The 26,866-nt window shown below is 49.6% G+C and carries 26 protein-coding genes, 1 tRNA gene and 2 pseudogenes; 15 read left to right on the top strand and 14 right to left on the bottom strand.

Translation table 11 applies throughout. From position 1 onward, the window contains the following. A partial coding sequence (locus tag EDI29_RS09490) for a helix-turn-helix transcriptional regulator (RefSeq protein WP_137740719.1) occupies positions 1-576 on the top strand: 576 nt, incomplete at its 5' end. 147 nt (positions 577-723) lie between these two features. Here EDI29_RS09490 and argF read toward each other — a convergent pair. Both argF and argL read right to left on the bottom strand, forming a co-directional pair. Then, the gene (gene argF, locus EDI29_RS09495; protein WP_137740693.1) at positions 724-1,731 is read right to left on the bottom strand and encodes an ornithine carbamoyltransferase; all 1,008 of its coding nucleotides are present in this window, start codon (positions 1,729-1,731) and stop codon (positions 724-726) included. Beyond that, complete coding sequence (argL, locus tag EDI29_RS23200) at positions 1,715-1,801, bottom strand: putative translational regulatory protein ArgL (protein WP_373365211.1); 87 nt, start codon at positions 1,799-1,801, stop codon at positions 1,715-1,717. The genes argF and argL overlap by 17 nt, the downstream gene beginning before the upstream one ends. Positions 1,802-1,892: 91 nt before the next feature. On the opposite strand from argL, the gene rraB reads away from it, so the two are divergent. Further along, on the top strand, positions 1,893-2,318 hold the full coding sequence (rraB, locus tag EDI29_RS09500; RefSeq protein ID WP_012773090.1) for a ribonuclease E inhibitor RraB: 426 nt from the start codon (positions 1,893-1,895) through the stop codon (positions 2,316-2,318). 65 nt (positions 2,319-2,383) lie between these two features. Here rraB and EDI29_RS09505 read toward each other — a convergent pair whose 3' ends face one another. Beyond that, complete coding sequence (locus EDI29_RS09505; protein WP_137740694.1) at positions 2,384-2,887, bottom strand: GNAT family N-acetyltransferase; 504 nt, start codon at positions 2,885-2,887, stop codon at positions 2,384-2,386. 294 nt (positions 2,888-3,181) lie between these two features. On the opposite strand from EDI29_RS09505, the gene EDI29_RS09510 reads away from it, so the two are divergent. The 5 genes from EDI29_RS09510 to EDI29_RS09530 all read left to right on the top strand — a co-directional run bounded on the left by EDI29_RS09510 (position 3,182) and on the right by EDI29_RS09530 (position 9,365). Further along, the gene (locus tag EDI29_RS09510) at positions 3,182-4,363 is read left to right on the top strand and encodes a YjgN family protein (RefSeq protein WP_137740695.1); all 1,182 of its coding nucleotides are present in this window, start codon (positions 3,182-3,184) and stop codon (positions 4,361-4,363) included. A gap of 16 nt (positions 4,364-4,379) precedes the next feature. Beyond that, on the top strand, positions 4,380-5,417 hold the full coding sequence (locus EDI29_RS09515) for a M48 family metallopeptidase (protein WP_137740696.1): 1,038 nt from the start codon (positions 4,380-4,382) through the stop codon (positions 5,415-5,417). Positions 5,418-5,756: 339 nt separating this feature from the next. Beyond that, positions 5,757-6,836 carry an alpha/beta fold hydrolase gene (locus tag EDI29_RS09520; protein WP_137740697.1) on the top strand — a complete coding sequence of 360 codons (1,080 nt, stop codon included), beginning with the start codon at positions 5,757-5,759 and terminating at the stop codon, positions 6,834-6,836. 403 nt (positions 6,837-7,239) lie between these two features. After that, positions 7,240-8,859: a methyl-accepting chemotaxis protein gene (locus EDI29_RS09525; protein WP_137740698.1), complete on the top strand. Its 1,620-nt coding sequence runs from the start codon at positions 7,240-7,242 to the stop codon at positions 8,857-8,859. Between the two features lie 152 nt (positions 8,860-9,011). Next, entirely contained in the window at positions 9,012-9,365 is a 354-nt protein-coding gene (locus EDI29_RS09530; RefSeq protein WP_241664919.1) for a RidA family protein, read from the top strand. 94 nt (positions 9,366-9,459) lie between these two features. On the opposite strand, the gene EDI29_RS09535 is transcribed toward EDI29_RS09530, so the two are convergent. From EDI29_RS09535 to pepA, 3 genes are all read right to left on the bottom strand, one after another. Beyond that, positions 9,460-12,315: a valine--tRNA ligase gene (locus EDI29_RS09535; RefSeq protein WP_137740700.1), complete on the bottom strand. Its 2,856-nt coding sequence runs from the start codon at positions 12,313-12,315 to the stop codon at positions 9,460-9,462. A gap of 12 nt (positions 12,316-12,327) precedes the next feature. Continuing rightward, positions 12,328-12,777 carry a DNA polymerase III subunit chi gene (locus EDI29_RS09540; protein WP_005973664.1) on the bottom strand — a complete coding sequence of 150 codons (450 nt, stop codon included), beginning with the start codon at positions 12,775-12,777 and terminating at the stop codon, positions 12,328-12,330. A 79-nt stretch (positions 12,778-12,856) separates the two neighbouring features. Next, positions 12,857-14,368 (bottom strand): leucyl aminopeptidase, encoded by a 1,512-nt coding sequence (gene pepA / locus EDI29_RS09545; protein ID WP_005973662.1) that lies wholly within the window; start codon positions 14,366-14,368, stop codon positions 12,857-12,859. Between the two features lie 283 nt (positions 14,369-14,651). Here pepA and lptF point away from each other — a divergent pair, with 283 nt between their 5' ends. The 5 genes from lptF (at position 14,652) to EDI29_RS09570 (ending at position 19,926) form a co-directional block, all read left to right on the top strand. Further along, complete coding sequence (lptF, locus tag EDI29_RS09550) at positions 14,652-15,767, top strand: LPS export ABC transporter permease LptF (RefSeq protein ID WP_137740701.1); 1,116 nt, start codon at positions 14,652-14,654, stop codon at positions 15,765-15,767. Then, the gene (lptG, locus tag EDI29_RS09555; protein ID WP_107169455.1) at positions 15,767-16,843 is read left to right on the top strand and encodes an LPS export ABC transporter permease LptG; all 1,077 of its coding nucleotides are present in this window, start codon (positions 15,767-15,769) and stop codon (positions 16,841-16,843) included. The genes lptF and lptG overlap by 1 nt, the downstream gene beginning before the upstream one ends. A 212-nt stretch (positions 16,844-17,055) precedes the next feature. Then, positions 17,056-17,140, top strand: a tRNA-Leu gene (locus EDI29_RS09560). A gap of 221 nt (positions 17,141-17,361) precedes the next feature. Continuing rightward, positions 17,362-18,615 carry a tyrosine-type recombinase/integrase gene (locus EDI29_RS09565; protein ID WP_137740702.1) on the top strand — a complete coding sequence of 418 codons (1,254 nt, stop codon included), beginning with the start codon at positions 17,362-17,364 and terminating at the stop codon, positions 18,613-18,615. Between the two features lie 78 nt (positions 18,616-18,693). After that, positions 18,694-19,926: a hypothetical protein gene (locus tag EDI29_RS09570; protein WP_137740703.1), complete on the top strand. Its 1,233-nt coding sequence runs from the start codon at positions 18,694-18,696 to the stop codon at positions 19,924-19,926. Between the two features lie 209 nt (positions 19,927-20,135). On the opposite strand, the gene EDI29_RS09575 is transcribed toward EDI29_RS09570, so the two are convergent. The 7 genes and pseudogenes from EDI29_RS09575 to EDI29_RS09600 all read right to left on the bottom strand — a co-directional run bounded on the left by EDI29_RS09575 (position 20,136) and on the right by EDI29_RS09600 (position 24,659). After that, the gene (locus EDI29_RS09575; RefSeq protein WP_137740704.1) at positions 20,136-20,420 is read right to left on the bottom strand and encodes a helix-turn-helix domain-containing protein; all 285 of its coding nucleotides are present in this window, start codon (positions 20,418-20,420) and stop codon (positions 20,136-20,138) included. Continuing rightward, positions 20,410-20,730 carry a type II toxin-antitoxin system RelE/ParE family toxin gene (locus EDI29_RS09580; protein WP_005971241.1) on the bottom strand — a complete coding sequence of 107 codons (321 nt, stop codon included), beginning with the start codon at positions 20,728-20,730 and terminating at the stop codon, positions 20,410-20,412. Before EDI29_RS09580 ends, EDI29_RS09575 begins: the two co-directional genes overlap by 11 nt. 285 nt (positions 20,731-21,015) lie before the next feature. Then, positions 21,016-22,104: a helicase RepA family protein gene (locus EDI29_RS22975; protein ID WP_241664920.1), complete on the bottom strand. Its 1,089-nt coding sequence runs from the start codon at positions 22,102-22,104 to the stop codon at positions 21,016-21,018. 111 nt (positions 22,105-22,215) lie between these two features. Then, positions 22,216-23,082 (bottom strand): annotated as a pseudogene (locus EDI29_RS22980) (primase-helicase zinc-binding domain-containing protein); the annotation flags it as partial. After that, positions 23,045-23,581, bottom strand: a complete 537-nt coding sequence (locus EDI29_RS09590) for an ash family protein (RefSeq protein ID WP_137740706.1) — start codon at positions 23,579-23,581, stop codon at positions 23,045-23,047. The gene EDI29_RS09590 and the pseudogene EDI29_RS22980, both read right to left, overlap by 38 nt. Next, positions 23,578-23,778 (bottom strand): helix-turn-helix transcriptional regulator, encoded by a 201-nt coding sequence (locus EDI29_RS09595; RefSeq protein ID WP_039546869.1) that lies wholly within the window; start codon positions 23,776-23,778, stop codon positions 23,578-23,580. Before EDI29_RS09595 ends, EDI29_RS09590 begins: the two co-directional genes overlap by 4 nt. Before the next feature lie 2 nt (positions 23,779-23,780). Beyond that, positions 23,781-24,659: an integrase domain-containing protein gene (locus tag EDI29_RS09600; protein ID WP_137740707.1), complete on the bottom strand. Its 879-nt coding sequence runs from the start codon at positions 24,657-24,659 to the stop codon at positions 23,781-23,783. 282 nt (positions 24,660-24,941) lie between these two features. Here EDI29_RS09600 and EDI29_RS22735 point away from each other — a divergent pair, with 282 nt between their 5' ends. From EDI29_RS22735 to EDI29_RS09615, 3 genes and pseudogenes are all read left to right on the top strand, one after another. After that, a complete protein-coding gene (locus tag EDI29_RS22735; RefSeq protein ID WP_167494494.1) occupies positions 24,942-25,103 on the top strand; it encodes a hypothetical protein in 162 nt (53 codons plus the stop codon). Positions 25,104-25,666: 563 nt separating this feature from the next. Continuing rightward, a pseudogene (locus tag EDI29_RS09610) lies at positions 25,667-25,747 on the top strand (type II toxin-antitoxin system RelE/ParE family toxin); the annotation flags it as partial. Positions 25,748-25,785: 38 nt separating this feature from the next. Further along, positions 25,786-26,109: a helix-turn-helix domain-containing protein gene (locus EDI29_RS09615; protein ID WP_137740709.1), complete on the top strand. Its 324-nt coding sequence runs from the start codon at positions 25,786-25,788 to the stop codon at positions 26,107-26,109. Between the two features lie 96 nt (positions 26,110-26,205). Here the strand turns inward: EDI29_RS09615 and EDI29_RS09620 are convergent. Beyond that, a partial coding sequence (locus EDI29_RS09620) for a 7-cyano-7-deazaguanine synthase (protein WP_193555652.1) occupies positions 26,206-26,866 on the bottom strand: 661 nt, incomplete at its 5' end.

Consider the following 26,866-nt stretch of genomic DNA (forward strand, 5'->3'; position numbering starts at 1 on the left):
GGCAATAAGATGGTATGTCAGTATTTCGGCGTAACAGAAAGTAAACTTTTAGGCTGTCTCGACACGGATTTAACGCCCGATATCAGCGAGCACTACGGCCATATACTGCATGACGACCAAAAAATATTGACCACAAATGAAATGAGTATTGTCCTCAAAACATTTGATTACGGAAGACGAAATAGACTCAGGTCTTTTCTGGTGGAGAAGCGTCCTTGGCGGCTTAATGATGGCAATGACGGTATTGTTTGCACTTACATAGAAATCACCAATGTTTACTTTTCAACCTTTCTTATGCCATGCGAAAGGAAGCCCTTTGTGTTCACCCGACCGGCAAATATTTTTACAGACAAGGAGTGGGAAGTCGTTCTTTTGCTACAGTGCGGGGTGAAGCAGAGTCGTATTCCAGACATACTTGGTATAAGTTCTTCAACGCTTCGTAACAGGATAACGCGTTGCTGTGATAAAACAGGTGTGGCAAACAGCGCCACCCTGATCCAACACTGCAACCAAAAAGGATGGGATAACTACATTCCCCCTTTTTTTCTGATGAAGGGGCATGTGTCGATTACCTGAAGGACTGTGGTTCGAGCCTCTCATGTCAAAACGACGGGAAGGAGCTCTGAGCTGAATTCAGTTCCAGCTCCAGCTCTTTGCCGAATGTAGTGGCCAATATGACTTGACCACTACAGTTTTTAAAACACATCAAAGGCAGGCTAAATCTTAATCTTGTACCAGCGTGGCGACCATCACGGCTTTAATGGTGTGCATGCGGTTTTCCGCCTGATCGAACACGATACTGTGTGCGGATTCAAAGACCTCGTCCGTGACCTCCATTCCGCCGTGCAGGCCGTACTGTTCCGCCATTTGTTGACCCATGGTCGTCTGGTCATCATGGAATGCAGGCAGGCAGTGCAGAAATTTCACCTGTGGATTGCCCGTTGCTGCGATCATCGCCGTGTTCACCTGATACGGTTTCAGCAGTGCGATACGCTCCTTCCAGGTTTCTTTTGGTTCGCCCATGGAAACCCAAACGTCGGTATAAATGAAATCTGCGCCCGCAACGCCTGCGGCGATATCTTCCGTCAGCGTGATGCTGCCACCCGTTTGCTCTGCCGCCGCCTGACACTCAGCCACCAGACCGGCATCCGGCCAGCAGGCTTTTGGCGCAACAAGGCGTAAATCCAATCCGGTCAGCGCTGCCGCTTCCAGCATGGTGTTGCCCATGTTGTTGCGCGCATCGCCCACGTAAACGAGCGTCATCTCTGACAGCGCTTTACTTGGCAAATGTTCTTGCATTGTCAGCAGATCGGCCAGCAACTGCGTGGGGTGGAATTCGTTTGTCAGTCCGTTCCACACTGGAACGTCCGCGTATTGCGCCAGCGTTTCAACAATTTGCTGACCGTAGCCGCGATATTGAATGCCGTCGTACATTCTTCCCAGTACACGTGCGGTATCCTTGATGGATTCTTTATGGCCGATTTGGCTACCGCTCGGGCCGAGATAGGTCACTTGCGCGCCCTGATCGTATGCAGCAACTTCGAAAGAGCAGCGAGTACGAGTCGAATCTTTTTCGAAGATGAGTGCGATGTTTTTACCTTGCAGGCGGCGGGCTTCGGTCCCGTTTTTTTTATCAGCCTTTAGTGCCGTTGACAGGGTTAAAAGATGGGCAATTTCTGCGGGTGTAAAATCCATTAACCTTAAAAAGTGACGTTTATAGAACGGTTGCATGATGTATCTCTCCATGTGGCTCAACACCATTGGTTGAATTAAAATTCACTTTATATGTGTAATTATTCAAATTCAAGTGGTGATATCAAACTTTGTGGTGGAGCAAGCCGCAGGGCTGTGGGACAATAAGCAATATTACGTCGATTAATGAGGACTGAGGCATGGCAAATCGCGAATTACTGGAAGAACAACGGGAAGAGACACGCCTGATCATTGAAGAACTGCTGGATGATGGCAGCGATCCTGACGCGCTCTATACCATTGAACACCATTTCTCTGCTGAGAAGTTTGAAGTGTTGGAAAAAGTTGCTGTAGAGGCCTTCAAACTGGGTTATGAAGTGACGGATGCAGAAGAATTGGAAGTGGAGGATGGTGTGTTGCTGATGTGCTGCGATGCCATCAGTGAAGTGGCGCTAAATGCGGAACTGATCGACGCACAGGTAGAACAGCTGCTGGCGCTGGCAGAACGTCACGGTGTGAATTACGACGGTTGGGGCACTTACTTCGAAGATCCAGATGGTGAAGGCGAAGAAGACGGGGATGATGAAGATTTTTATGATGAAGATGATGACGGCAAACGCCATTAATCATTGAGCTTCAACCCAGCCTCACTGAATGCCGCAGGAATACCCTGCGGCGTTTTTATTTGCCATTACAGTACTTTCAGCATCGTCACTTCACAATCGGTATGACCCGTGTTCCCCATTGAATGGGGAATAGGATCGAAGCCCAAAGACGCATACAGCCGAATCGCGCTGGTCAGGTGGCCGGTTGTTTCCAGATAGCAGCGGCGAAAACCCTGCTCACGTGCAAAATCAAGTGCCTGTATTGCTAGCTGACGTGCTAAACCTTTACCCCGCACGACGGGTAGGAAATACATTTTCTGTAATTCACACACATCCTCTTCTCCTGCGACCAGCGGGGCAACGCCGCCGCCACCCACGACTCGGCCGTCATATTCAACCACCCAGTAGGCGCTTTTCGGCTGACTATATAGAGTAAACAGTGTATCCAGATTAGGGTCGGAAACGGTGTAACCTTTGTCGGCCGTCAAACCAAATTCAGCAGAAACCTGGCGGATAACTTGTGCGATGGCTGCATCGTCCTGTTCGGTGATTGGACGTAGCTGAAGATTGGTGGAGGTCGCGGTTGTCATAATACGTACTCTTGTTCTTACGGTTTACGAGGGTAATGATCTTGGCCGATTGTAATACCATTTCAGGCCACATTGATGCAACGTCTATACTCATCGACTTCACGTTATCAATGTGTTTTTTACTTTGTGGACTTCTCTATTCCATGTAATTAGTAAGTATATGAACTTGTTTGATTTTTGTTAACTTTTATTGTTGTGATTAACAGGACATGCTTAAATGAGCCGCTTTTTGTATGCCGCTAACGTATCGAATAATACGTTTATCAGGCTTATTTCTTTTAGGATGAAAGGGTTATGACTATCAATACTTCAAAAGATAGCGCGCTGCATCGCGTGCAGTTTCATGGTAAGGCTGGGGAATATTTTGCAATTTGGCTGGTGAATGCGTTATTAACGGTCATCACACTCGGTATTTATTCTGCCTGGGCCACCGTGCGTCGTCGTCGTTATTTTTACGGTAACACGGAAATTAACGGTGACCGTTTTGATTACCACGCGGAGCCTATTCAGATCCTTAAAGGACGTCTGCTGGTTATCGCCGGTCTGATTCTGTTTTATTTTGTATTGGCGATGTCACCAACGCTGGGGACGATTCTTGCATTGGCATTTGCGGCACTTATTCCGGTTATCGTGATCCGCAACTGGCGTTATGACGCCATTATGTCCAGCTATCGCGGCGTCCGTTTTAACTATCATTGCAAGACGGGCCGTGCGTATTGGGTATTGCTGCTTTGCCCTATCCTGTTACTGCTGGCTTTTTATATTGCTCTGGTTGTGGTTGTCATGATTGGTATGCAGAGCAATAGCCCAATTCTGATTGGGTTCATTGCCTTGGCGATTGCTATTCCGGGGTTTGCCGCCGTAAATGGCATCATGAAAATGATGCAGCTTGATTTCTATGTGAATAATCTGTTCTTTGGTAAAACGGCGTTTAACGCAGAATTAACGAAAGCAGCGTTTATTAAATTTTCTCTGATTAGCCTGCTGATTTTTGTTCCTTTCCTGATCGCATCGCTGTCATTCATGAGTTCGTTCTTTTTCACGCTATTCCAAACTATTATGATGGGTGGCGGAAATGAAGAGCTCGTAATGATGATGCTGCTGAGCAACATCTTTAATATGATCATGATGGTCGTTGTGGCGTTGCTGGGTGTGCTGGTTTCCAGCAGCTATCTGGTGGTCGCGCAGCGTAATTATCTGTTCAACCAGACGTCGCTGAACGGTGGTGTGAAGTTGCACTCTTCCATGCAAACGCTGTCTTACATGGGGCTGCTGATAACCAATAGCCTGATCACTATTTTCTCTTTGGGTTGGGCTGCACCAGTGGCAGAGATTCGCCATGCACGCTATATCGCGAATGCGACAGCGGTTGAAGGCGATCTGGCACTGCTGCACGTTCAGGCACATCAGGACACAGCAAACAGCGCGCTGGCTGAAGAAGCGGTGCAGGCGCTTGATTTGGGTGTTGGCCTGTAAGTTATAAGGCAGGAATATGAATATTGAGGGGCATTATCAATACCCCGGATTGGCGGCCCGCGTGGCCGCTTCTCTTCATTTAACGGACAATGGTTCGACGATGGTGCTGAACACCGGGTCATCGAACACAACATTTGCGTTGGAGCAGGTCACGGTTTCCGATGCGCTGGGTTCTATTCCTCTGATATTAACGTTTCCTGACGGCGGTCGCTTTGTTCCTGCCGATGATCCCGTTTTTCGCACCTGGTATTCGGCACGACGCCGGCCGGGGGTTGTCCATCGGCTGGAACGCCATAAGCGTGGCGTGATTTTCACGTTATTTGCCACGATTTTGATCGTCATAAACTACGTTTACGTGGTGTTGCCTTGGGCGAGTTCCGCGCTGGCGCTACGCATTCCTACCGCTATCGAACAGCAACTGGGGCAACATACGCTGAAGCTGCTGCGGCACAGTGATTTTAAGTCTTCCACACTGCCTATTGAACGTCAGCAGGCGATGCAAACGCTATTTCAGCAGGTTATGCCCGCTGACATGCGGGAAGATAAAACGCCGTTGCGCCTGGAGATCATGGCTGCGCCTGTCGGGCCGAATGCTTTCATGTTGGCGGATGGCACGCTGATTATCAGTGACGATCTGGTGAAGCTGGCGAAAAATGACAACGAGCTGGCGGCGGTGATGCTGCATGAAATGGGGCACCACGCCTATCGCCATCCAATGCGCATGGTGGTGCGCTCATCGCTAGTGTCGTTGACGTTCATGTGGATGACGGGAGATGTCAGTGGAATCGGAGATACCGTGTTGCAGTCTGCCGCCTTTATCAACGAAATGCAGTTTTCTCGCGATATGGAGCGGGAAGCTGATGCATGGGCAATAGCAAAAATGCAGCAGCAAGGACGTTCGCTTCAGTCAATGCAGGCAATGTATCAAGCTTTGCTCAATCACGACCGCAGCGGGGATGAGGTTGAATCGCTGGATTTACCCGACTGGCTGAGTACACATCCAGATATGGACGAGCGGCTGAGAACGATTGAAAGAGAAATGAATCAGCACTGATCCTCAACGCCAATTTTACCCCTTCCTTATGCCGATAGTGTGCGGATATCACAGCGCACTATCGGTATTCTTGTTCGCGATGTGAACGACTTTTCCCACTTTTTGTTGTTTTTATGGACGTTAATGCCGAGCGAAAAGTATGAGCGGCGTAGTCAGATGATTAACTGGAATGCGTTAAATGTCATTCTATTGAAAACTCCTTATAGAATGTTTTGTTATAAATAAAAAAATCAGATAATAATATCTTTTTATTATTAGCTTACTTATGTTTATTGGGATTTTTCCTAATAGACATTAAAATCGCGGCTTCACGACTTCATGATTACCGAAGAGCTATTTATGGTTAACCGAATACTATCAGGGGTGGTGGGTGCATTTCTGTTAATGCTGTCACCATTAACGTATGCACAGACCAATTTTTCAGCACCACAAGAAGGCGACTGGATCGCGCCAGAATTTACCTTCAACAGCGGCGAAAAATTAAAAGATCTGCGCATTCACTATTACACGCTCGGTGATAAAACCAAGCCTGCCGTGTTATTACTGCATGGAACGAATCAGCCGATTAAAGCGCTGTTAGCAAATGGCTTTGGCGGAGAGCTTTTCGGACCGGGTCAGGCGCTGGATAGCAGCAAATACTTTATTATCATGCCGGAGAGCATTGGTTCTGGAAAATCTTCCAAGCCATCAGACGGCTTACGGATGAAATTTCCTCAGTACGATTATAACGATATGGTGCAGGCACAATATCGCTTAATCAAAGAAGGACTGGGGATTAACCATCTGCGTCTGGTGATGGGATATTCCATGGGCGGAATGCAGACCTGGCTCTGGGGGGAAAAATACCCGGACATGATGGATGCATTGGTGCCAATGGCGTCGTTGCCAAACGAGCTGTCTGGCCGTAACTGGATGATGCGTCGTATCTTGATTGAATCCATCAAGAATGATCCGGCCTGGAATAATGGCGATTATACGCAGCAGCCGCCGACGCTAAAAACGGCCAGTATTATGTTTAGTATTGCTACTACTGGCGGAACGCTGGCCTATCAGAGCAAAGCGCCAACACGCGTACAGGCGGACAAACTGGTAGAAGATCGTCTTGCCGCGCCGTCAACCAGTGATGCTAATGACTTTATTTATATCTGGGGTTCGTCTGCAAATTATAATGCTGCGCCGGAGCTGAATAAAATTAACGCCCCTGTTCTGGTGATTAACTCTGCGGATGATGAGCGTAATCCTGTTGAAACAGGCATTCTGGATAATGAGCTTAAGAAAATTAAGCAGGCGACTTTGTTCCTTATTCCCGCCAGTAACGAAACCAGCGGGCATGGCACGATGATGTCGGCAAAGTTTTATAAAGATGAGCTGCAACGTTTCTTAGAAAAAAATCAGTCTCAGGAAAAGAATAAAAAATAAATCCTAATGACCGACAGAAAGTCTATTTTCTGTCGGTCATTATTTTCTTTATACGTTTCTTTATTTTTATTACGGTTTTATACCCGTCATACTTCAAGTTGCATGTGCGTTGGCTGTGTTTAGTCACCCGAATCACTTACCAGAGTAAGCTTATTGGGGTGACATGAGAGATATCCTGTCTCTCACCGAAGGCCAGCCGTTGCGGGCCAATGCTTTACGTTGTTCAAAACGCAAACGTTTTGTCCTGAAACTTGAATTATTTAGTGTATATGACGAATTTATTTCAGTTCGTGGAAATTCACACGTCTGGAAAATGAATAACGACTATTACGTAAATAACTGAACGGCTCTGCTCTGGAGCTGGCGCCCACCCTTTCTTATTTTCAGACCATAGGGATAATTTATGTTTCGTAAGGTAAAGATCCGTACTGCACTCAGCATGATGGTATTTTCATTAGCGGCGCTACTGCTTTTTGTCGGCGTTTTAGGGTTGGTTGCGGTTCAGTCGGGGAATAAATCATTTGCCCGTGTCGATATGGAAGTGCTGCCAGGGCTGGTCGCGTTGAATGATAGCTCCGAACTGCTGTTGCGTGGTCGGTTAGATTTACGTCTGTACGAATCATTAATGGGCAAAGGGGACGTCGAGGCGGCCAAAGTCGCGCTGGGTCGTGCCAGAGGTAAGGTTGATGGTGCCAGCGAGAAATGGCAGGAATACCTGAAATATCCGCAGTCCGAAGAAGAAAAAGTCATTTCTACGGACATGGCCGAGAAACGTAATACGCTAATGCAAGAGTTTATCGATCCGGCATTTGCGGCACTTAATGCAGGGAATCTGGATGAATATCGCCAACGTGCGGGGAAATCAACGGTGCTATATGCCGCGTTTGATAAATCTTCTAAAGCGCTGGTTGCCTTCAAGCTGAAGAGCATTGATGAAGCCTACGCGGATTCGAATGGCCGTGTGGAACTCATGGAAACCATCCTGTATGCCGCGATTGCCTGTGCGTTGTTGCTGGCTGCACTGGCCTGGTCCGTGATGACCAACCTTATCGTGAAACCGTTGAATCAGGCTATTTCCGTCTTTGACCGTATCGCGGAAGGCGACCTGCGTGCGCAGATTGATAGCAGCGGGAAAAATGAAATTGCACAGCTGTTTGCTGCGGTTCAGCGTATGCGCGACGGGCTGGAAAATATGGTGCGCGTGGTGCGTAACGGTACTGATGCTATCAGTATCGGCGTTGAGGAAATCGCCTCCGGTAATATCGATCTCTCCAGCCGTACCGAGCAGCAGGCGGCTTCATTGGATGAAACGGCTTCAAGTATGGAGCAGATCATGTCGACGGTGAAAAACAACGAAGACAACACGCGTAAGGCTAACGATCTGGCACTGAAAGCCTCGAATTCTGCGTCTCGCGGCGGGAATGTCGTCTCCGAAGTGGTGGATACGATGCGTTCTATTAAGCAGAGCTCCGCCAAGATCTCCGACATTGTTGGGGTGATAGACGGCATCGCCTTCCAGACTAACCTGTTGGCACTGAACGCTGCGGTAGAATCTGCCCGTGCGGGTCAATATGGTAAAGGCTTTGCAGTGGTTGCTTCTGAAGTGCGGATGTTGGCGGCGCGCAGTGCGACGGCAGCGAAAGAGATTGGCAGCATGATTGATGCTTCCCTCAGCCGCATTGAAAAGGGCGCAGGGCTGGTTGAGCTGGCGGGTAACACCATGGACGAAGTGCTGATGGATGTGAAAAAAGTGGTCGATATCATGGATGAAATCACGCTGGCTTCCAGCGAGCAGAGCCGCGGCATTTCACAGATTAATATCGCTATTAATCAGATGGACGGTGTGACGCAGCAGAATGCGTCATTGGTATCAGAAGTGGCGACCTCAGCAAATGCGCTTCAGGAGCAGGTTATTAACTTGCAACAGTCCGTTTCCCGTTTTCAGATCGCAAGAGAAGAGGTGGAAATGAACAATGTTCTGACCGGCTTGCGTCAGAACATTGCGCTGGCCGATGCCCGCTAATCGTTAAATGATCCCTCACCTGTTTTGACCTGATGGTAAACGAGAACGAGTACATCATATTGATGTACTCGTTCTCGTTATTTACATCTGTATAAATAACCAGTACATTTAATCCACACAAAAAAAGTGGAGATAGTGCTGTGATTATACGAATGAAAACACAATGTAAAGACGACACTTGTCCATCCTGTGTTGTGGCAGGTGATTTTATCTTTCTTGCTCACCACTCAGGAGGACATGAAAAAGATGATGTCGAGTTTCAGGTCAGGGCTTCTTTGAATGCATTACGCAAAACGTTACAGTCAGTGAATGCTGATCTGGTGGATCTCGTTCAACTCAATCTTTATTTAAGGCATCGCGCCGACTTTAGTAAAGCCAGAGAGATATTTCGCGAATATTTTACCGAACAGAAATTTCCAGCCAGAACGACGGTGTTTACGGATTTCGTCAATGACCGCTGCCTTTGCATGATAGATGGCGTTGCGTATAAACCGAGTGGTACGTAACAGAATACGTGTTGGGGCGAACCCTCAATGAAAAAGCCCCGTTTTGCAACGAGGCTTTCATATTAATCATACTACTGCTGGAAATCGGTTAGCGTTACAGCGCCGCGATGACTGCTTGCTGCTCCAGCAGCTTGGCTTTGTCTACGGCGTAGCCGTCCAGCTTCTCACGCTCTTTGGCAACGACCGCTTCCGGTGCGCGAGCCACAAAGCCTTCGTTGGACAGCTTGCTTGCGATGCGCTCAATCTCTGCTTCGATTTTCGCCACTTCTTTCGCCAAACGATCCAGCTCTGTCGCTTTGTCGATCAGACCAGCCATTGGTATCAACAGCTCGGCACCCTCGATGAGTTTAGTGACGGAAACCGGACCTTTATCGCCCGCTGGCAGCAGCGTAATGTTTTCCAGGCGTGCCAGCGTTTGGATGAAGCTGCGGTTCTCTTCCACACGACGCTGTGCTTCGGCAGTGGCATCGCGCAGTAAGACTTCCAGCGGTTTGCCCGGCGCGATGTTCATTTCTGCACGAATGTTACGCACTGCGGTAATCGCCTGCTTGATCCACTCCAGATCGTCCAGTGCCAGCGTATCTTCCTGCGCAGCGTCGAACTCAGGGAACGGTTGCAGCATGATTGTGTCGGCGCTAATGCCTTTCAACGTTTTAACGCGTAGCCAGATGGTTTCGGTAATGAACGGAATAATAGGATGTGCCAGACGCAGTAACGCTTCCAGTACGGTAACCAGCGTGTGGCGTGTACCGCGCAGTTCCGCTTCTGTACCACCGTTCATCACAGGCTTCGTCAACTCCAGATACCAGTCGCAGAACTGATTCCAGGTGAATTCATACAGAATGTTGGCGGCAATATCAAAGCGATAACCGTCCAGCGCCTCGCGGTAGGCTTTCACTGTGCGGTTGAATTCTGCCAGAATCCAGCGGTCAGCCAGAGACAGTACTTTTTCACCTGCACCAAAACCGCAATCCTGATCTTCGGTGTTCATCAGCACGAAACGGCTGGCGTTCCATAGCTTGTTACAGAAGTTACGGTAACCTTCCAGACGCTTCATATCCCAGTTGATGTCGCGACCGGTAGAGGCCAGTGCCGCCAGCGTGAAGCGTAGGGCATCCGTACCGTGAGGTTCGATGCCGTTCGGGAACTGTTTCTCGGTGCGCTTACGGATTTTTTCCGCCAGCTGCGGCTGCATCATATTGCCGGTACGTTTTTCCAGCAGGGCTTCCAGCGAAATACCGTCCACCATATCCAGCGGGTCGATGACGTTCCCTTTGGATTTAGACATCTTCTGGCCTTCCTCATCACGGATCAGGCCGGTCATGTAAACGGTGTGGAATGGCACCTGTGATTTGCCGTCTTCATCTTTGATGAAATGCATGGTCAGCATGATCATGCGGGCAATCCAGAAGAAGATGATGTCGAAGCCGCTGACCATCACGCTGCTTGGGTGGAAGGCTTTCAGATCGGGCGTTTGCTCTGGCCAACCCAGCGTAGAGAATGTCCACAGCCCGGATGAGAACCAGGTATCCAGTACGTCTTCATCCTGATTCAGGACAACATCGTCAGCGAGGTTGTTTTCACTGCGTACTTCCGCTTCGGTACGGCCTACATAGACGTTGCCGTTGGCATCGTACCAGGCTGGGATGCGGTGACCCCACCACAACTGACGGGAGATACACCAGTCCTGAATGTCGCGCATCCAACTGAAGTACATGTTTTCGTACTGTTTTGGTACGAACTGGATGCGGCCATCTTCCACCGCTTCCACTGCTGGTTTAGCCAGTACGGCAGCACGCACGTACCACTGGTCGGTCAGCATCGGCTCAATGACGACACCGCCACGGTCTCCGTAAGGTACGGTCAGATCGTGTGCCTTGATCTCTTCCAGCAGACCGAGTTCATCGAATGCGGCGACGAGCGCTTTACGTGCGGCAAAACGTTCCAGACCCTGGAAGGTTTCTGGAATGTCGCTGCTGTAAGCGGTACTGGCTTCGCCATTGGTGTCAAAAATTTCAGCGCTCTGGCGGATATCACCATCGAACGTCAGAATGTTTACCATCGGCAACTGGTGGCGTTTACCGACTTCGTAGTCGTTGAAGTCGTGAGCTGGCGTGATCTTCACGCAGCCGGTGCCTTTTTCCATATCGGCATGTTCATCGCCAACGATCGGAATACGACGACCAATCAACGGCAGGATCACGTCTTTGCCGATCAGATCTTTATAACGCGGATCTTCCGGGTTAACGGCAACGCCGGTATCACCCAGCATAGTTTCCGGGCGGGTAGTCGCGACGACCAGATAGTCTTTCCCTTCGGCGGTTTTCACGCCATCGGCCAGCGGATAACGCAGGTGCCACATCGACCCTTTCACTTCGCGGTTTTCGACTTCCAGATCGGAAATCGCAGTGCGCAGTTTCGGGTCCCAGTTCACCAGGCGCTTGCCACGGTAAATCAGGTCTTCTTTATACAGACGGACAAAAACTTCTTTCACCGCGTTGGACAGACCTTCATCCATGGTAAAGCGCTCACGCTCCCAGTCAACGGAGTTGCCCAGACGGCGCATCTGATTAGTAATGTTGCCACCGGATTCGCCTTTCCACTGCCAGATTTTGTCGATGAACGCCTCGCGGCCGTAATCGTGGCGAGTTTTGCCTTCTTCTGCGGCGATCTTACGCTCAACCACCATCTGCGTGGCGATACCGGCGTGATCGGTACCGGCCTGCCACAGGGTATTTTTGCCTTGCATACGCTGATAGCGGATCAACGTATCCATAATGGTTTGCTGGAAAGCATGGCCCATATGCAAGCTGCCGGTGACGTTGGGCGGCGGGATCATAATGCTGAAACTTTCTTTACTCGTATCGCCGTGCGGCTTGAAGTAGCCTTGCTTTTCCCAGAGTTCGTAGAGCGGCTGCTCGATATCTTGCGGGTTATATTTCGTTTCCATTATGCTCAAAATTCAGTGAGTTGGCGGCGTAGCCGTGGTCAATTGGAAGCCGACGCTGCGATAGGTTTTGTAGCGGTCGCGCGCCAACTGTTTTAAGGATTCTTCGTAAGGGACAAAGTCTATCACTTCATGGAAAGCGGTGGCAAAATCTGCGAACTGCGGCAATAGGCTGATCAGCAGGTCACGTGGTGCATTACCACGTCGCTGTGGCCATGCCAGCTCGACGGGTGCACCGTGACGCGGCCCTTCGCCTGCCAGATTATGCGGCACGAATGCGTTGGGATCGCGTTGCCACAATGCTTCGTCGAGCCTGATAGCCTGTTGCTCGTCTTCGCAGGCAATCAGCACGCGCTTTCCTGCTCGCCAACGTTCTGCCGCCAGATCGCATGCCAGTGCCTCATGGGCGCTGAGCTCACCGCTTTTGCTGTCGTGTTCGAGAAGATAGAACGTTGCGTTTTTCATTGTTTACACTATGGATAAGGGCCGGATAGTCCGGCCCATTATACTCGTCATACTTCAAGTTGCATGTGCGTTGGCTGCGCTATTCTACGTCGTTCTGTCCGGCGCGGTTAAGCAGGAACTGTGATAACAATGCGACCGGACGACCCGTTGCGCCTTTGGCCTTGCCAGAGCGCCAGGCCGTGCCCGCGATATCCAGATGTGCCCAGCTGTACTTACGCGTAAAGCGCGACAGGAAGCAGCCTGCGGTAATTGCACCGCCCGGACGACCACCAATATTCGCCATGTCGGCGAAATTAGATTCCAACTGCTCCTGGAATTCGTCAGTCAGCGGCAGACGCCATGCACGGTCGCCAGATTGTTCGGACGCGCTCAACAGTTCGTGCGCCAGCGGATTGTGGTTCGCCATCAGCCCGGTGATGTGGTGCCCCAGCGCAATCACACACGCGCCGGTCAGCGTCGCGACGTCAATGACGACGTCCGGCTCATAGCGCTCAACGTAGGTCAGTGTATCACACAAGACCAGCCGACCTTCCGCATCGGTGTTCAGCACTTCTACCGTTTGACCGGACATCGTGGTCAGCACATCGCCTGGACGGTATGCGCGCCCATCGACCATGTTTTCACAACCCGCCAGTACGCCGACGATATTCAATGGCAGCGCCAGCTCGGCCGCCATACGCATCACGCCGTAGACCGTCGCTGCACCGCACATGTCGTATTTCATTTCGTCCATGCTGTCGGCAGGTTTGATGGAGATGCCGCCGGAATCGAAGGTCAGACCTTTACCGACCAGTACAATTGGGCGAGTTTCTGGGTTCGGATCGCCTTTATATTCGATCACGGACATCAGCGATTCATTCTGCGAGCCCTGACCCACTGCCAGATAGGCATTCATGCCCAGCTCTTTCATCTGCTGTTCGCCAATCACACGTGTGATGATGTTTTGGCTGTAGGTGTCGGCCAGTTGACGCGCTTGCGACGCCAAATAGGCGGCATTACAGATATTCGGCGGCATATTGCCGAGATCTTTCGCGGCTTTGATACCCGCAGCAATCGCCAGACCGTGCTGGATGGCGCGCTCACCGCTGGTCAGCTCGCGGCGCGTCGGTACGTTGAATACCATTTTGCGCAGTGGACGACGCAGCTCGACCTTATTGCTCTTAAGCTGATCGAAGGTATACAGCGTCTCTTTCGCGGTTTCGACCGCCTGACGCACTTTCCAGTACGTATTACGGCCTTTCACGTGTAGCTCAGTCAGAAAGCAGACTGCTTCCATCGAGCCGGTTTCGTTTAGCGCGTTGATGGTTTTCTGAATCACCTGTTTGTACTGGCGTTCATCAAGTTCGCGCTCTTTACCGCAGCCAATCAACAGAATGCGCTCGGAAAGAATGTTAGGTACATGGTGCAAGAGCAGTGATTGCCCCACTTTGCCTTCTAATTCACCACGGCGAAGCAACGCGCTGATATAGCCGTCGCTGATTTTATCGAGTTGTTCGGCAATAGGGGACAGACGACGCGGTTCAAACACGCCGACGACAATGCAGGCACTGCGTTGTTTTTCCGGGCTACCGCTTTTTACGCTGAACTCCATGTACTCTCCTGAATCTTAAAGACAAAGGCGGGGGCAACGGCTAGAATGTGACACTCCGTAATACTTTCCCGCCGTTGCGTTAACATAACCTGTGTTAATCTTAACGACGTAACGAACCTGTTTTGGTGACTAATAAGCAGGTTCTGATACAACAGCTCAAACGCAGTGTGTTGTAATACAGTTTTAGCTAAGAGGGCAGCCAAAAATGAGTATAAATGGCGCGTTAGCGAAGAAACTATCGATTTTCCTGCAAAAAGACAAGTTTTCACAGGCGTAATTAAGCGTGATCATCATTCGATATCTGGTACGGGAAACCTTTAAGAGCCAACTGGCGATCCTTTTCATTCTGCTACTGATTTTCTTTTGTCAGAAATTAGTACGGATACTGGGCGCCGCTGTTGATGGTGAAATCCCGACAAATTTGGTTATCTCCCTGTTGGGATTGGGCGTGCCAGAGATGGTGCAGCTCATCCTGCCATTAAGTCTGTTTCTTGGCGTATTGATGACGTTTGGCCGCCTCTATGCGGAAAGCGAGATCACCGTCATGCACGCCTGCGGATTAGGCAAACGCGTGTTGCTGAAAGCCGCGCTGGCCTTGGCTGTATTCACTGCCATCATCGCAACGATTAACGTCACGTGGCTCAGCCCGTGGTCGTCACGGCATCAGGAAGAAGTGTTGGCAGAAGCGAAAGCCAACCCTGGCATGGCCGCTTTGGTAGAAGGACAGTTCCAGTCTGCACAAGGTGGCAATGCGGTGCTGTTTGTCGGCAATGTGAAAGGATCGGAGTTTGAGCACGTCTTTCTGGCACAACTGCGGCCCAGCGGTAACGCACGACCTTCTGTTGTCGTGGCCGATCGCGGTCATATCACGCCAAACGAAGACGGTGCGCAGGTTGTAACGCTGGATAACGGTTCGCGTTACGAAGGCACGGCGCTACTGCGCGACTTCCGTATCACGGATTTCACCAACTATCAGGCTGTGATTGGTCACCAGAGCGTGACGCTAAATAATAGCGACGTGCAGCAAATGGATATGTCAACCCTCTGGCATTCGGATGCGCACGATGCGCGCGCAGAGTTCCACTGGCGGCTGACGTTGATTATTTCGGTGCTGATCATGGCGTTAATGGTGGTGCCGCTGAGCGTGGTGAATCCACGTCAGGGACGGGTGCTGAGTATGCTGCCTGCGATGCTGCTATACCTGATCTTCTTCCTGCTGCAAAGCTCGCTGCGTTCTAACGCCAGTAAAGGGAAAATTGATCCGATGGTATGGGTCTGGTTGACCAACCTGATGTACTTCGGCATCGCGGTGATGCTTAACCTATGGGATACCGTGCCGATGCGCAAAATGCGCGCCCGCTTTAAGCCTCGTCCCCTTAGAATACAAGGAGCGGCCTGATGTTTGGTGTATTAGACCGCTATATCGGTAAAACGATTTTCACCACCATCATGACGACACTGTTCATGTTGGTGTCACTCTCCGGCATCATCAAGTTTGTCGACCAATTGCGTAAAGTCGGGCAGGGCGAGTATTCGGCGCTGGGCGCGGGGCTGTATACGCTGCTTAGCGTCCCAAAAGACATTGAGACGTTCTTTCCTATGGCTGCGTTACTCGGTGCGCTGCTGGGATTGGGGCAGCTCGCGACCCGCAGCGAGCTGGTGGTGATGCAGGCTTCAGGTTTCACCCGCTTGCAGATCGCGACTGCCGTGATGAAAACCGCGATCCCACTGGTGTTGCTGACGATGGCGATTGGTGAGTGGGTTTCTCCGCAAGGAGAGCAGATGGCGCGTAACTATCGTTCTCAGATGATCTCTGGTGGGTCGATGATCTCTACGCAGGGCGGACTGTGGGCAAAAGATGGCAATGACTTTATCTATATTGAACGAGTAGTCGGCGATAAAGAGCTGTCTGGCGTCAACATCTATCACTTCGACGATCGGAACAAACTCCTGTCGGTACGCTACGCCGCCTCCGCTGAGTTTGATAAGGACAGGAATGTCTGGAACCTCTCGCAAGTTGATGAATCTGATTTGAGCGACGGCAAACAAATTGGTGGTAGTCAGACGCTCAGTGGCGAATGGAAAACCAACCTGACGCCGGATAAACTGGGCGTGGTGGCGCTGGAACCTAATGCGCTATCGATCCGTGGGTTGCATGATTACGCCAAATACTTGAAACAGAGTGGTCAGGAATCAAGCCGCTACCAGCTCAACATGTGGAGCAAGATCTTTGCGCCGGTCTCGGTGGCGGTGATGATGCTTATGGCAGTCTCTTTCATCTTTGGCCCGCTGCGTAGCGTGTCAGCAGGTTCACGTATCGTGATAGGGATCAGCTTCGGCTTTCTCTTCTACCTGCTGAATGAGATTTTCCGTCCGCTCAGTCTGGTCTATGGTATTCCACCGATATTGGGCGCGGTTTTGCCTAGCTCGGTGTTTTTATTCATCAGCGTGGCGTTGCTGCTGAAACGGCGATAATGCTAAACGAGTAAAAAAGCGTCGAGCGGGTAAACCTTCGGCGCTTTTTTGTTTTCACAACAACGTCACACCACACAATATTGACGGCAAAGTAGCCATAACGCGTTGCTAAAGATGATTTTTTCAGCACTTAGCCGAGTGTAGAGTGGATTAACGTTGCGCGTGGGCCGTCAAACGGTATAATGCACCCGTTTTCCGCATACTACTTCTGTGCCGAAGTGGCGAAATCGGTAGACGCAGTTGATTCAAAATCAACCGTAGAAATACGTGCCGGTTCGAGTCCGGCCTTCGGCACCAACAGTATGAAAATTAAGTCACCTTAGGGTGGCTTTTTTTATGTCCAAAATCGTCCAGTAACGTCCATATCTACATGTAAAATAACGATTTTAATTTCATTTTCTTCTCTGTGATTTTGTCTGTTTTATCCACAGTGGTCTCTCTTCGTCCATTGACATCCAGATGATTTGGGGGTCAAGATGAGGGTCAATTCACTTCGATTATGAGTTGACCCCCAAATTATGGCGCTGACCGACGTTGTTGCCCGTACTGCTAAGCCTCGCGAGAAAGCCTATAAGCTCGCTGACGCGCACGGCCTGTATCTTTTGGTGAGTCCTAACGGCTCTAAGCGCTGGTATCTCAAATACCGCTTTGAAGGTAAGGAAAGCCGGATTGCGTTCGGTGCCTATCCGCTGATCTCGCTGGCGAAGGCCAGAGAGAAGCGTGATGAGATACGATTGCTGCTGTTGGAGGGTATCCACCCAACGGAAAAGCGTGAAGAAGAAAAAGAGCAGGCGCAAGAAGAGTTGAATACTTTTGCGAAGGTCGCGCAGGACTGGCACCGAAATATTAGCCAAAACAGGTGGTCAGAAACGCACGCCGGACGGGTATGGCGCGATATGGAACGAAATCTACTGCCTGCTATCGGGCATCGCCATATTGCCGACCTGAAAACTAAAGACCTGCTGGAGCCGCTGAAAGTCGTCGAACAGAACGGTCATCTTGATTTGGCGTCACGGCTGCGCCAGCGTGTCACCGATATCATGCGCTACGCGGTGCAGAACGATATGATAGAGCGCAACCCCGCGCAAGACCTCTCCGGGGCGATAGCCGCGCCAAAAGCCACCCATCGGCCAGCCCTGAAGCTGAATAAACTGCCTGATTTTCTGGCACGGATAGAACGCCACAAAGGGCGGGCGTTAACCAGACTGGCGTTAAAACTCACGCTGTGCGTTTTTATCCGCTCCAGTGAGCTACGTTTTGCCCGCTGGCCGGAAATCGATTTTAAACGTGCCATGTGGACGATACCGGCTGAACGTGAAGCCATTCCCGGCGTGAAGCATTCGCAGCGCGGCGCAAAGATGCGCTCTGAACATCTGGTGCCGTTATCCCGACAGGCTTTAGCGCTGCTGGAAGAGATTAAGGCCATCAGCGGTGCTCATGAACTGATCTTCCCCGGCGATCGTCGGCCAACTAAACCGATGAGTGAAAACACCGTCAACAATGCATTGCGAACCATGGGCTACGACACCACTACCGAGGTTTGCGGACACGGCTTTCGCACCATGGCCTGTAGCGCACTGGTGGAGTCCGGCCAGTGGTCACGGGATGCAGTAGAGCGCCAGATGAGCCATCAGGAACGTAACGGCGTTCGTGCTGCCTATATCCACAAAGCGGAACATCTGGATGAGCGCAGGCTGATGCTGCAATGGTGGGCGGATTATCTGGATGCCAATCGGGAAGAGTATGTGGTGCCGTATGAGTTTAAAAAATGATGTATTGAATATTCTACTTTATAGGATCTAATTATTTTATTGATTATTAATAGATTATTTTTCTAGGCAGAGGGATATATGGAAGGAATCAAAGAGATTGAGTTAACACAATTTTTTAATAATGCTAAAAAATGTTTTTTTTATGCGCTAAAAATTTCACCTATATACATACTATCCTCCATAGTTATTGTTTGGGGTTATTTAGGGCATTTTTCACGACTTGATCTGTTAATTGGCGCAATTGAAAGTAAAACAACACTTATTTCAATATTTGGTTCGTTTTTATTCATGTCAGTGTTAATGTCTTTTATATTTGTACTTCCAAGTGTTAATTTAATATTGTTTTCATCCTTTGTTAAAGAAAGTTATATCAGCAGCACAAAGTATATGCCATATATCACTTTGATGATGATAATATCTATGTTGATCTCTATCTTTATATTATCGTCTGACCTTTTTGCTTCTTTTGCTAAAGAAAATATTTATTTAGAAACAGCTTTATTCTATATAAGCGAACCATTTCGCTCTTTACTTATATCTTTTATTCCTCCCATTTTATTTATGGTTTTTACTTGCAAGGTGAAGAATACTCATGCCAATATCCGTGAAGGATTTAGTAAATTAATTAGGGTGGCTTGCTCTATCGTTGTCACTTCTTTTATCTGTTTTTTATCTTCAATATCAATAACACTATCTATTTCTTTGCTCTTGATGAATATGGATGGACATACTTTTTCTGGATTTTTATACGCTTTATTTTTTCTCTCTTTTTATTCTATTTTATCATTGTTTCCAGCTATGATTTTTTATTCAAGAAATTTTTCTTTTGGAAATAATGATCTTTTTAATATTAAAGTTGCAAAAGAGACTATTTTTTCCGTTTTGGCTTCATTGTTTTTAATTTTCTTCTTTTGGCCTAATGGTTTTTTATTTATCAGCTCAAATACGTTAAGTGTAATCGGCATATTAGATAAAAGAACTCATTATTATCATGTTACATCTGATAAATACTATAAAGAATTATTTCCTAATTCAATATGGGATACACAATCCTTAAAAGATAGAAGTGATTTCTTCATTAAGGCTGTTAATATGTTCTCGCTTGATGGAAAAAATCTAATTTGCCCCGAATATGTAGAGAATCTTAGAAGAAAAACATTGATTTCAAGTTTCGATCATTTTCCTCCAAAGCAAGATAAAAACCTTACTGAGAATTTTAAATCTATGGCAAAAGGTTGTGTAGTTCTTAGTAGTGACGAATTTAAACAGTGGGATACAATTATTAATGCGGAAGGGAAATTTAAAATTTGAGGATATATTATCCACCGCGCCAGCCCCTTGTTTGGGAGGGGCTGGCGCTCATTTTTCTTATGTGGGTGATTTTCCTGCTGCTCATCATACCTAGGTATCATTTCCACCAGATCGTTTTCCACCGTATAGAAGTAGCAAGCCGGAACCTGTAGCACCGATGCTAACTGGCAAGACAGTAAAAAATCCGGCTTATAAATACAGCGCTGATCTTAACCCAGTGACAGCTTAAGCTGCATCCCGCAAGCAGCGGCATACCGTTGTAAGGTTGAGATACTCGCACTGGAAACATTTCTCTCAAGGCGGCTCACCGCAGGTTGGCTTACACCCATGCGAGCGGCGATCTCTGTACTTGTCAGACCTGACTTGGACTTCATTTCGATCAGAACAGCGCGAAGCGCTTCTTCTTGAGCTTCGTCCTCATACGCTTTTTTAACTTCAGGATTAGAAAGCGCTTTTGCTTTAACTTCAGAGAAGTTGATACCTTTAACTGCCATCTTTCAATTCCTCCCATCTTGACTTTGCCAGCGCTATTTCAGCTTTCGGGGTCTTAGGGGTTTTCTTTACGAATGTCCTTAAAATATAGATCTTACGTCCTTTTGCGTAAGCAAAAAACGTTCTGCTTATGTCTTTTCTACCAACCCGTAGCTCAAACAACCCACCTTCGATGATGTCCGTGTCTGGATATCTTAGCTCGGGCCCTTTAGCTTCAAGTTTTTCAAGCCCTTTAAGCGCTTTTGCCTGCATAACAGGTTCGAGGTCATAAATTTCGCTTGCAGCTTCGGGGTGAAAAATCAATTCATACATGTCAGTCCCCTTATTAACGGGGAATATAACTCATAAGTTATAATAACTCAAATGTTATATTTAGCGTATATCGGCAGAGTAAAACATTATCAAACTATCCCCCACCTTTCCCCCACTTAGTCAGAGGTCACGGCTTCCCCCACTTGATTTTTATGACTTTGTTAAAAATGTTTATTTATTAGTTAGTTAATATATTCCCCCACTTCGCACCTATATATGCGTGGGAAGTGGGGGAAAATGCCGGATAGAAGGACTTCTTATCCGTTTGCCCCCACTTTCCCCCGTTTAATCCCCCACCTTATTTCGTTGCGATAGTGGCGTAATTCGCTCACCCTCAAAGGCGATCAGGCCATCCTTTTCCAGCTTGTCCAGCCAGCGGGTAAACTTCTTGTTTACATCAAAGCCCATTGCCCGCATATCATCCCGCACTAATGAACGGGTGCAGCCTTCACCGTTGGCCGTGCGTGAGCGAATAGCCTGCCACAGCGCAAAATGATTTTCCGTCAGCCGAGAGATACCGGCTAAATCGGGATCGCTGGTAGCCTCATCCTCTCTGACTTCACGGCCTTCATCATTCAGCACCAGCGAGGTGATCTGGTCGCCATCATCGTCCACGTACAGATCGACGGCATTCAGGTCATAGGCGCGACGCGGCGGCTCTTCCGCATCCTTCATCTTGGTGCAACTGAGGATCAACGCGCCGCCTTCACCTTCACGCCTGACGTTAAATTCTACGTCCAGCGCAGCACGGAATGCGCTGGATCCCCGCGCCCCTTTGTCCTGATCTTTACCGGAATGATGGATAATCAGCACCGTGGCCTGTGTTGCCGCTTTAATCGCGTCACATCCCTGAATGAATGCGCCCATATCTTTAGCCGCGTTCTCATCCGAACCGCCAAAACAGCGGGCGAGCGTATCCAGAATAATCAGGCGAACTGGCATACCGGAGGCGACTTTCACATCGCGGGCGGCACGTATCACCTGCTGTACGCTCTCTGGGCTGGCCGGAAAAATCGGGCAATCGACACGATACAGCGCATCAATCGGGCTACCGCCATTAAGCGTCTGCTCCCATGCCCGGATACGGCGGGGAACGCCAATCCCACCTTCACCAACAACATAAATCACCGCGCCCTGTGTCACCGGCTTGCCCGCCCACGGTTTGCCGGTGGCGATATGGCATCCCCACGATACCGCCAGAAACGATTTATACGAGCCGCTGGCACCGTAAGCGCTGGCGACGGATGAACTCGGCAGATAGCCTTTAATCAGGTAGTCCTGCCGCGTATCAAAACCGTCAGAGCCTTTGCGCAGGGGTAAGGCGGTGTTGAAGGCCGGTGTCGCGGAATCGGTGCGGACTAGAGGTGTATACATCGTGTCGGGCTGATAGCGTTGTTTGTTGAACGCGGATTTGGTGGCCTCAAGCCCGTATTGCTGACGGTAATCATCCCAGTCACAGAGCGTTGTGGTGGGCGGTAACGATACCCAGCCGTCCACCGCGAGTGCGGCTTTTTCAGCCTGTTCCTTACCGATATTGGTTGAACCGTCGGCATGCAGGTCATGATCGCCCGCCAGAATAATAGTGGCATCGGGATACCAGCCACGCAGCGCTTGGGCGACGTTTATCAGGTTATTGGCCGACACCGCCGCGACCACCGCCGCCGTGGTGATCTGGCTGATGGTCAGGCCGGTTGCATACCCTTCGGTGATCACAATGGTGTCCGGCTCTTTCGGGTAATGCACCGCAATGAAAGCGCCTTTCAACTGCGAACCGGGCAGCAGGCGTTTTTCTCCGTCGTCGTTAATCAACTGTGCGCCGATCAGTTCACCGGAAACGCGATGCAATTTCAGCAGCAGGCTTCCCTCATCAAACAGCACGCCGCCGATGCGCATTTTTTGCTGTGCAGTCAGGCGGGCATGGACGATAGAGAACCCTTTGGCTTTCAGGTAGGCGCTCTCGCCGTTCTTTGAATGGGTCAGCATCTGCTTGATTTTATCGGCCAGCGGCGGGCGCTCAGCAGCTTTTTCCCTGGCTGGCGCAGTTGAGGTGGGGAGTGTCAGCGCGGCCACCTGTTTTGCGGCATCTGACAGGTCACAGTTTTTCACCCGTGCGACCAGATCAAGGCCATCACCATGACCGCATTGATTGCAAAACCACGTTCCCCGTCCTTCTTTGTCGTCAAAACGGAAGCGATCTTTGCCGCCGCAGGCAGGACAAGCGCCATGTTTACCGCCGGAAGGCACCGGAATAGCCAGTGCAGACAGAATGGCACGCCAGCGGTGGCGCGACTGTGCGGTAATGTCTGAAACGAATTTACTCATCGTCAGCCACCTCCGCTTGCAGCGCGTCATTCAACTGGTTCAGACGTTCCCAAAGGATAAAGATCAGCAGCTCTTTCGCGAGCGCGTTGTCTAGTTCAATGATGGCGTAGGCCAGCGCCCGACAGTGATCGACGAGTTCTTCTAACGTCAGGGGAGTGGGGTCATACATGATGTACCCCCGCAGAAAAAAAGAAAGATTGCGGGTAAAGAAAGGGAAGGATCGTAGCCATAAGGCAGCCTCCAGACTGTAGCTTCTTAGACAGCTACCACCAGAGACGCCAACCTCAAGGGTGGTAGCCCGTACGGGGTTGGCGTTACCGGACAGTCTGGCTACCGGCGCTCCTTGCGGAGCCCCCGCACGAGCCACCATTGCAGGTACGGCTCGATGCGTGCCTGAACAGCAATGCGCATGACGCGCATATTCAGGCACCAGACATTTGTTCGGAACGCCAATTCCGGCTGCGGATTTTGCCGCAGCATCAGCAGTATATCGTAAATCGCCCGCCAGAAAAAAATAACAATGCATCATGGTTTAGCCTCCCCGCGCTGGCTGATACGTGCCGCGATCCAGTCATTCACCTCACTTTCCACCCACGCTACTGAGCGGGCACCGATTTTGACCGTCTGAGGGAAGTCCCCCTGCTTCATCAGCAGGTAAATCCACGATTTCCTGAGGCCGGTTTTTTTCATCACACCCGATAAGCGAATCAACGTGTTATCCGTCATGTTCAATCCTCCCTCCGGGTGTAAACCCGCTCGACATAGCGTCCCCGACCATCACCGTGGCCGAGATCCATAGAGGTTAATGCTCTGGCTTCACTGCGGGAAAAGCCCAGTGACAGGTAATAACGCATGGCATCCTGCGCCCATGCGTAGCGCAGGCTGTGCGGGGAGTAGTGGCCGGTCAACCCTAAGCGGGTGGTCTGCGTGCGCCAGAAATTCATGGCGGTTTTCAGGTCGGGTTTATCGATCAGCCTACCGTTACGCGCTTCGGCCACCTTTAGCGCCTCTTTCACTGCCCGGTCAATCGCTTCGCGATCGATAATCCGGGTTTCGCGTGGCCTGCCGCCTTTGGTGCCAAACACCACGGTCAGCGTCTGTTGATGGCGTTCAAGCTGCTTTTCCCATGTCTTCAGAGAACTGGCGCACTGCACCGCTTCCTGAGATCGCAGCCCCAACAATCGGGCAAGCTGAAGTGCGCAGGCCAGCCCTTTATCGCGTTGTTGCGCCGCGAGCAGAACGGCCTGATAGCGCTCATCCGGGATAGCGAATTTTGTCCCGGCACGGCTTGCGCCACTCAGCCCCAGCGCGTTATTGGTCAGGCGATCAGAAACGGCGAGCTTTTCCCGTCCTCCCTGCTTAAACACCGTGCGCAGTGCTGCCATTTCGTTGTGCAGGGTACGAAGGGCAATCTGCTGTGATAGCCGTTCGGCGACATAACTTTCGATATGTCTGGCTTTGAGATACTTAACGTCACGCACCTGAATATTCAGCACCAGCAGGTGACGGCACAGCCTGTCCATGATGCGGATACGATCATGAACCGTCTTGTAGCTCCCGCCAGCCTGTTTCGCCAGCGTGGTCATTTCACGACTTAATTTACTCATGCAACTTACCTCTCATAATTCAACTGGATGCTTTTCTCTGGCGCATGGGAAAGGGCAGAAACAATCGCGATTGACCTGCCTTGAACGATACCTGTGCGCCAGAGCGGACAGCAGTTGAGGTCTTGGGAGGTGTCGGCGATGCACTCGGTGCGGCCGCCTGCGGTTGCAGGATTTCCTCTCAGGCCGTTAGGCCTGCCTCGGTATCGGTTCAATCTCCTGTAAAAAAGCGATCAGTCCGGCACAAACGGGTGTGTCAGATTCATGACGCGGTGGTTGAGGTGCATGTCTCAGGGGGTGATGGGGTCTTCGGCTGCGGCGTCACTTTCATCCGTTGACACGGAAAAAGTGACGCCGGTGCAGACGTTGCAGGCAGGCGCGCAGCAGATGCCTGACGGCATAGCAGCGCGCAGCCAGCACGTTTACACGCGAGACGCTAATCATTGAGACGAGTAAAATCGAAGTTACGCGATAACGCGAACTTACGAGGATAAGCGCTGTTTAAGCCGCTTATGAAGTGAAATCACCACAACGATAAACGTTGCAGCTACGGCCAGTCTCCTACGGCTTGGAGGCCGCTCTCTGGCTGGGTATAGTAAGCCCACGGCAATGTTGGGCTTGAAGTAAAGTTCAACGTGGCCTTCATCGTCACGCTCGTAGCGGCGTTCAAACTACCTGACGACATCTGCTTGCAAAGGTTGGCAGATTTACCGCGCTTCTTAATCACGCTCCCTTCCTTTCAGGCGATGGAAGAGTATAAGTATCGTGTGGTCACCCGAAGGCGTCAGTCTCAGACCACGCTCCATTCCTATGACTTTGGCAGTGTGACCACCCGAAGGCGTTTCTCACAGGTCACTCGTATCATCCCGATACTGGAAACATTGGTGGCTGTCATCGACAGCAGGTTTTCATGGTCAAAAATACGACAGAGTTTTGCAAGTTTCAAGCACTTTGACTCAGCCAGAAACTAGCACTTGGTGCTATAGTTAAGGTTACAGGATGTCGGCCTGATGCGTGTATTCAAAACCAAATGGTTCACTAGGGCGGCTAAATCCCACGCCATCAAGGATAGCGAGTTATGTGAAGCTATTGGCGGTGATCAAGAGTAAAGAGCGGGTGGAGATTTGCCATGACAGCAAAAAGTAAATTCAAGAGTCCTGCATTTGAGGCTATCCACAGCGCGGCTTCTGGATTATTCAGCGTCGACGCTATTCCACAGGAAACGATGCGCAACTTTGATAAAGCATGTCTCAACAGCGTGGACGATCTTCAACCTCTTGAGATTAAGGCACTGCGTGAGAAGCTGAACGTCAGCCAGCCCGTTTTCGCCAGCTACCTGAACACCAGTGTGTCAACGGTACAGAAATGGGAAAGTGGCGTAAAACGTCCTAGTGGGTTGTCGCTGAAACTGCTTACCGTGGTGCGGAAGCATGGGTTGAAGGTGTTGGTTTGATTTTGCGATGGGCATTAAAGATACTATAGCGCGTAGGGTAAAGATGTTTACGCCAACGCGCTGATAACTTCGATACATATCTAATGGAGGATTTTATTATAAAACCTTATATTTTTTCAGAAGGCTCTCTAGCTCAATGAGTCCATTCTCTACAACATCAGCATAAAATTTCCTCCCTTCAATAGTCTGATTGGAGAAGGCTAGTGCACCGCCAATAACATCATTGATCCCATTTTTTCTAAAAAGTAAGCAAGCTCTCGCTACTGCACCAATGTCGTTCGCTCCTTTTTCTCTTGCTGATTTTGAATTTCCGAGATCTTCAAATACATATTGTTTCTCTGTGCTATCATTTATACCTGCACTTAAAAATGCAGCTCGACGAACAAGACAAGGTACACAACGACCACAATGTTTATAATTATAATAACCAAAGCGACCACAGCTTGTGGTATTTCCAATGAAAGTGGCTAAAGTTTCTTTGTTCTTGCAATTTTTAATCATTTGCCCTTTTGTGAATCCCTGATATGGACGTTTGATTGAAACCTTAATTTTTACTGCATCGAAAATTTCTTGCAAAATCCCTAGGAAAACAGGATGTGTCGTTTTAGTACTGAGGCTTCCAAATCTGCCTTCATTGAGTGGTATATTTAAACTGATAAATCCATTTTCAGGAATGAATAAATCTATAGATTTATCTTTATTCAAGGTTGTTGCAGCAAGAATACCATAAGAAATAAAAATTAGTGATCGACCTCTA

Origin of the sequence: Pectobacterium polonicum, from assembly GCF_005497185.1 — a bacterium.
Taxonomy (GTDB): domain Bacteria; phylum Pseudomonadota; class Gammaproteobacteria; order Enterobacterales; family Enterobacteriaceae; genus Pectobacterium; species Pectobacterium polonicum.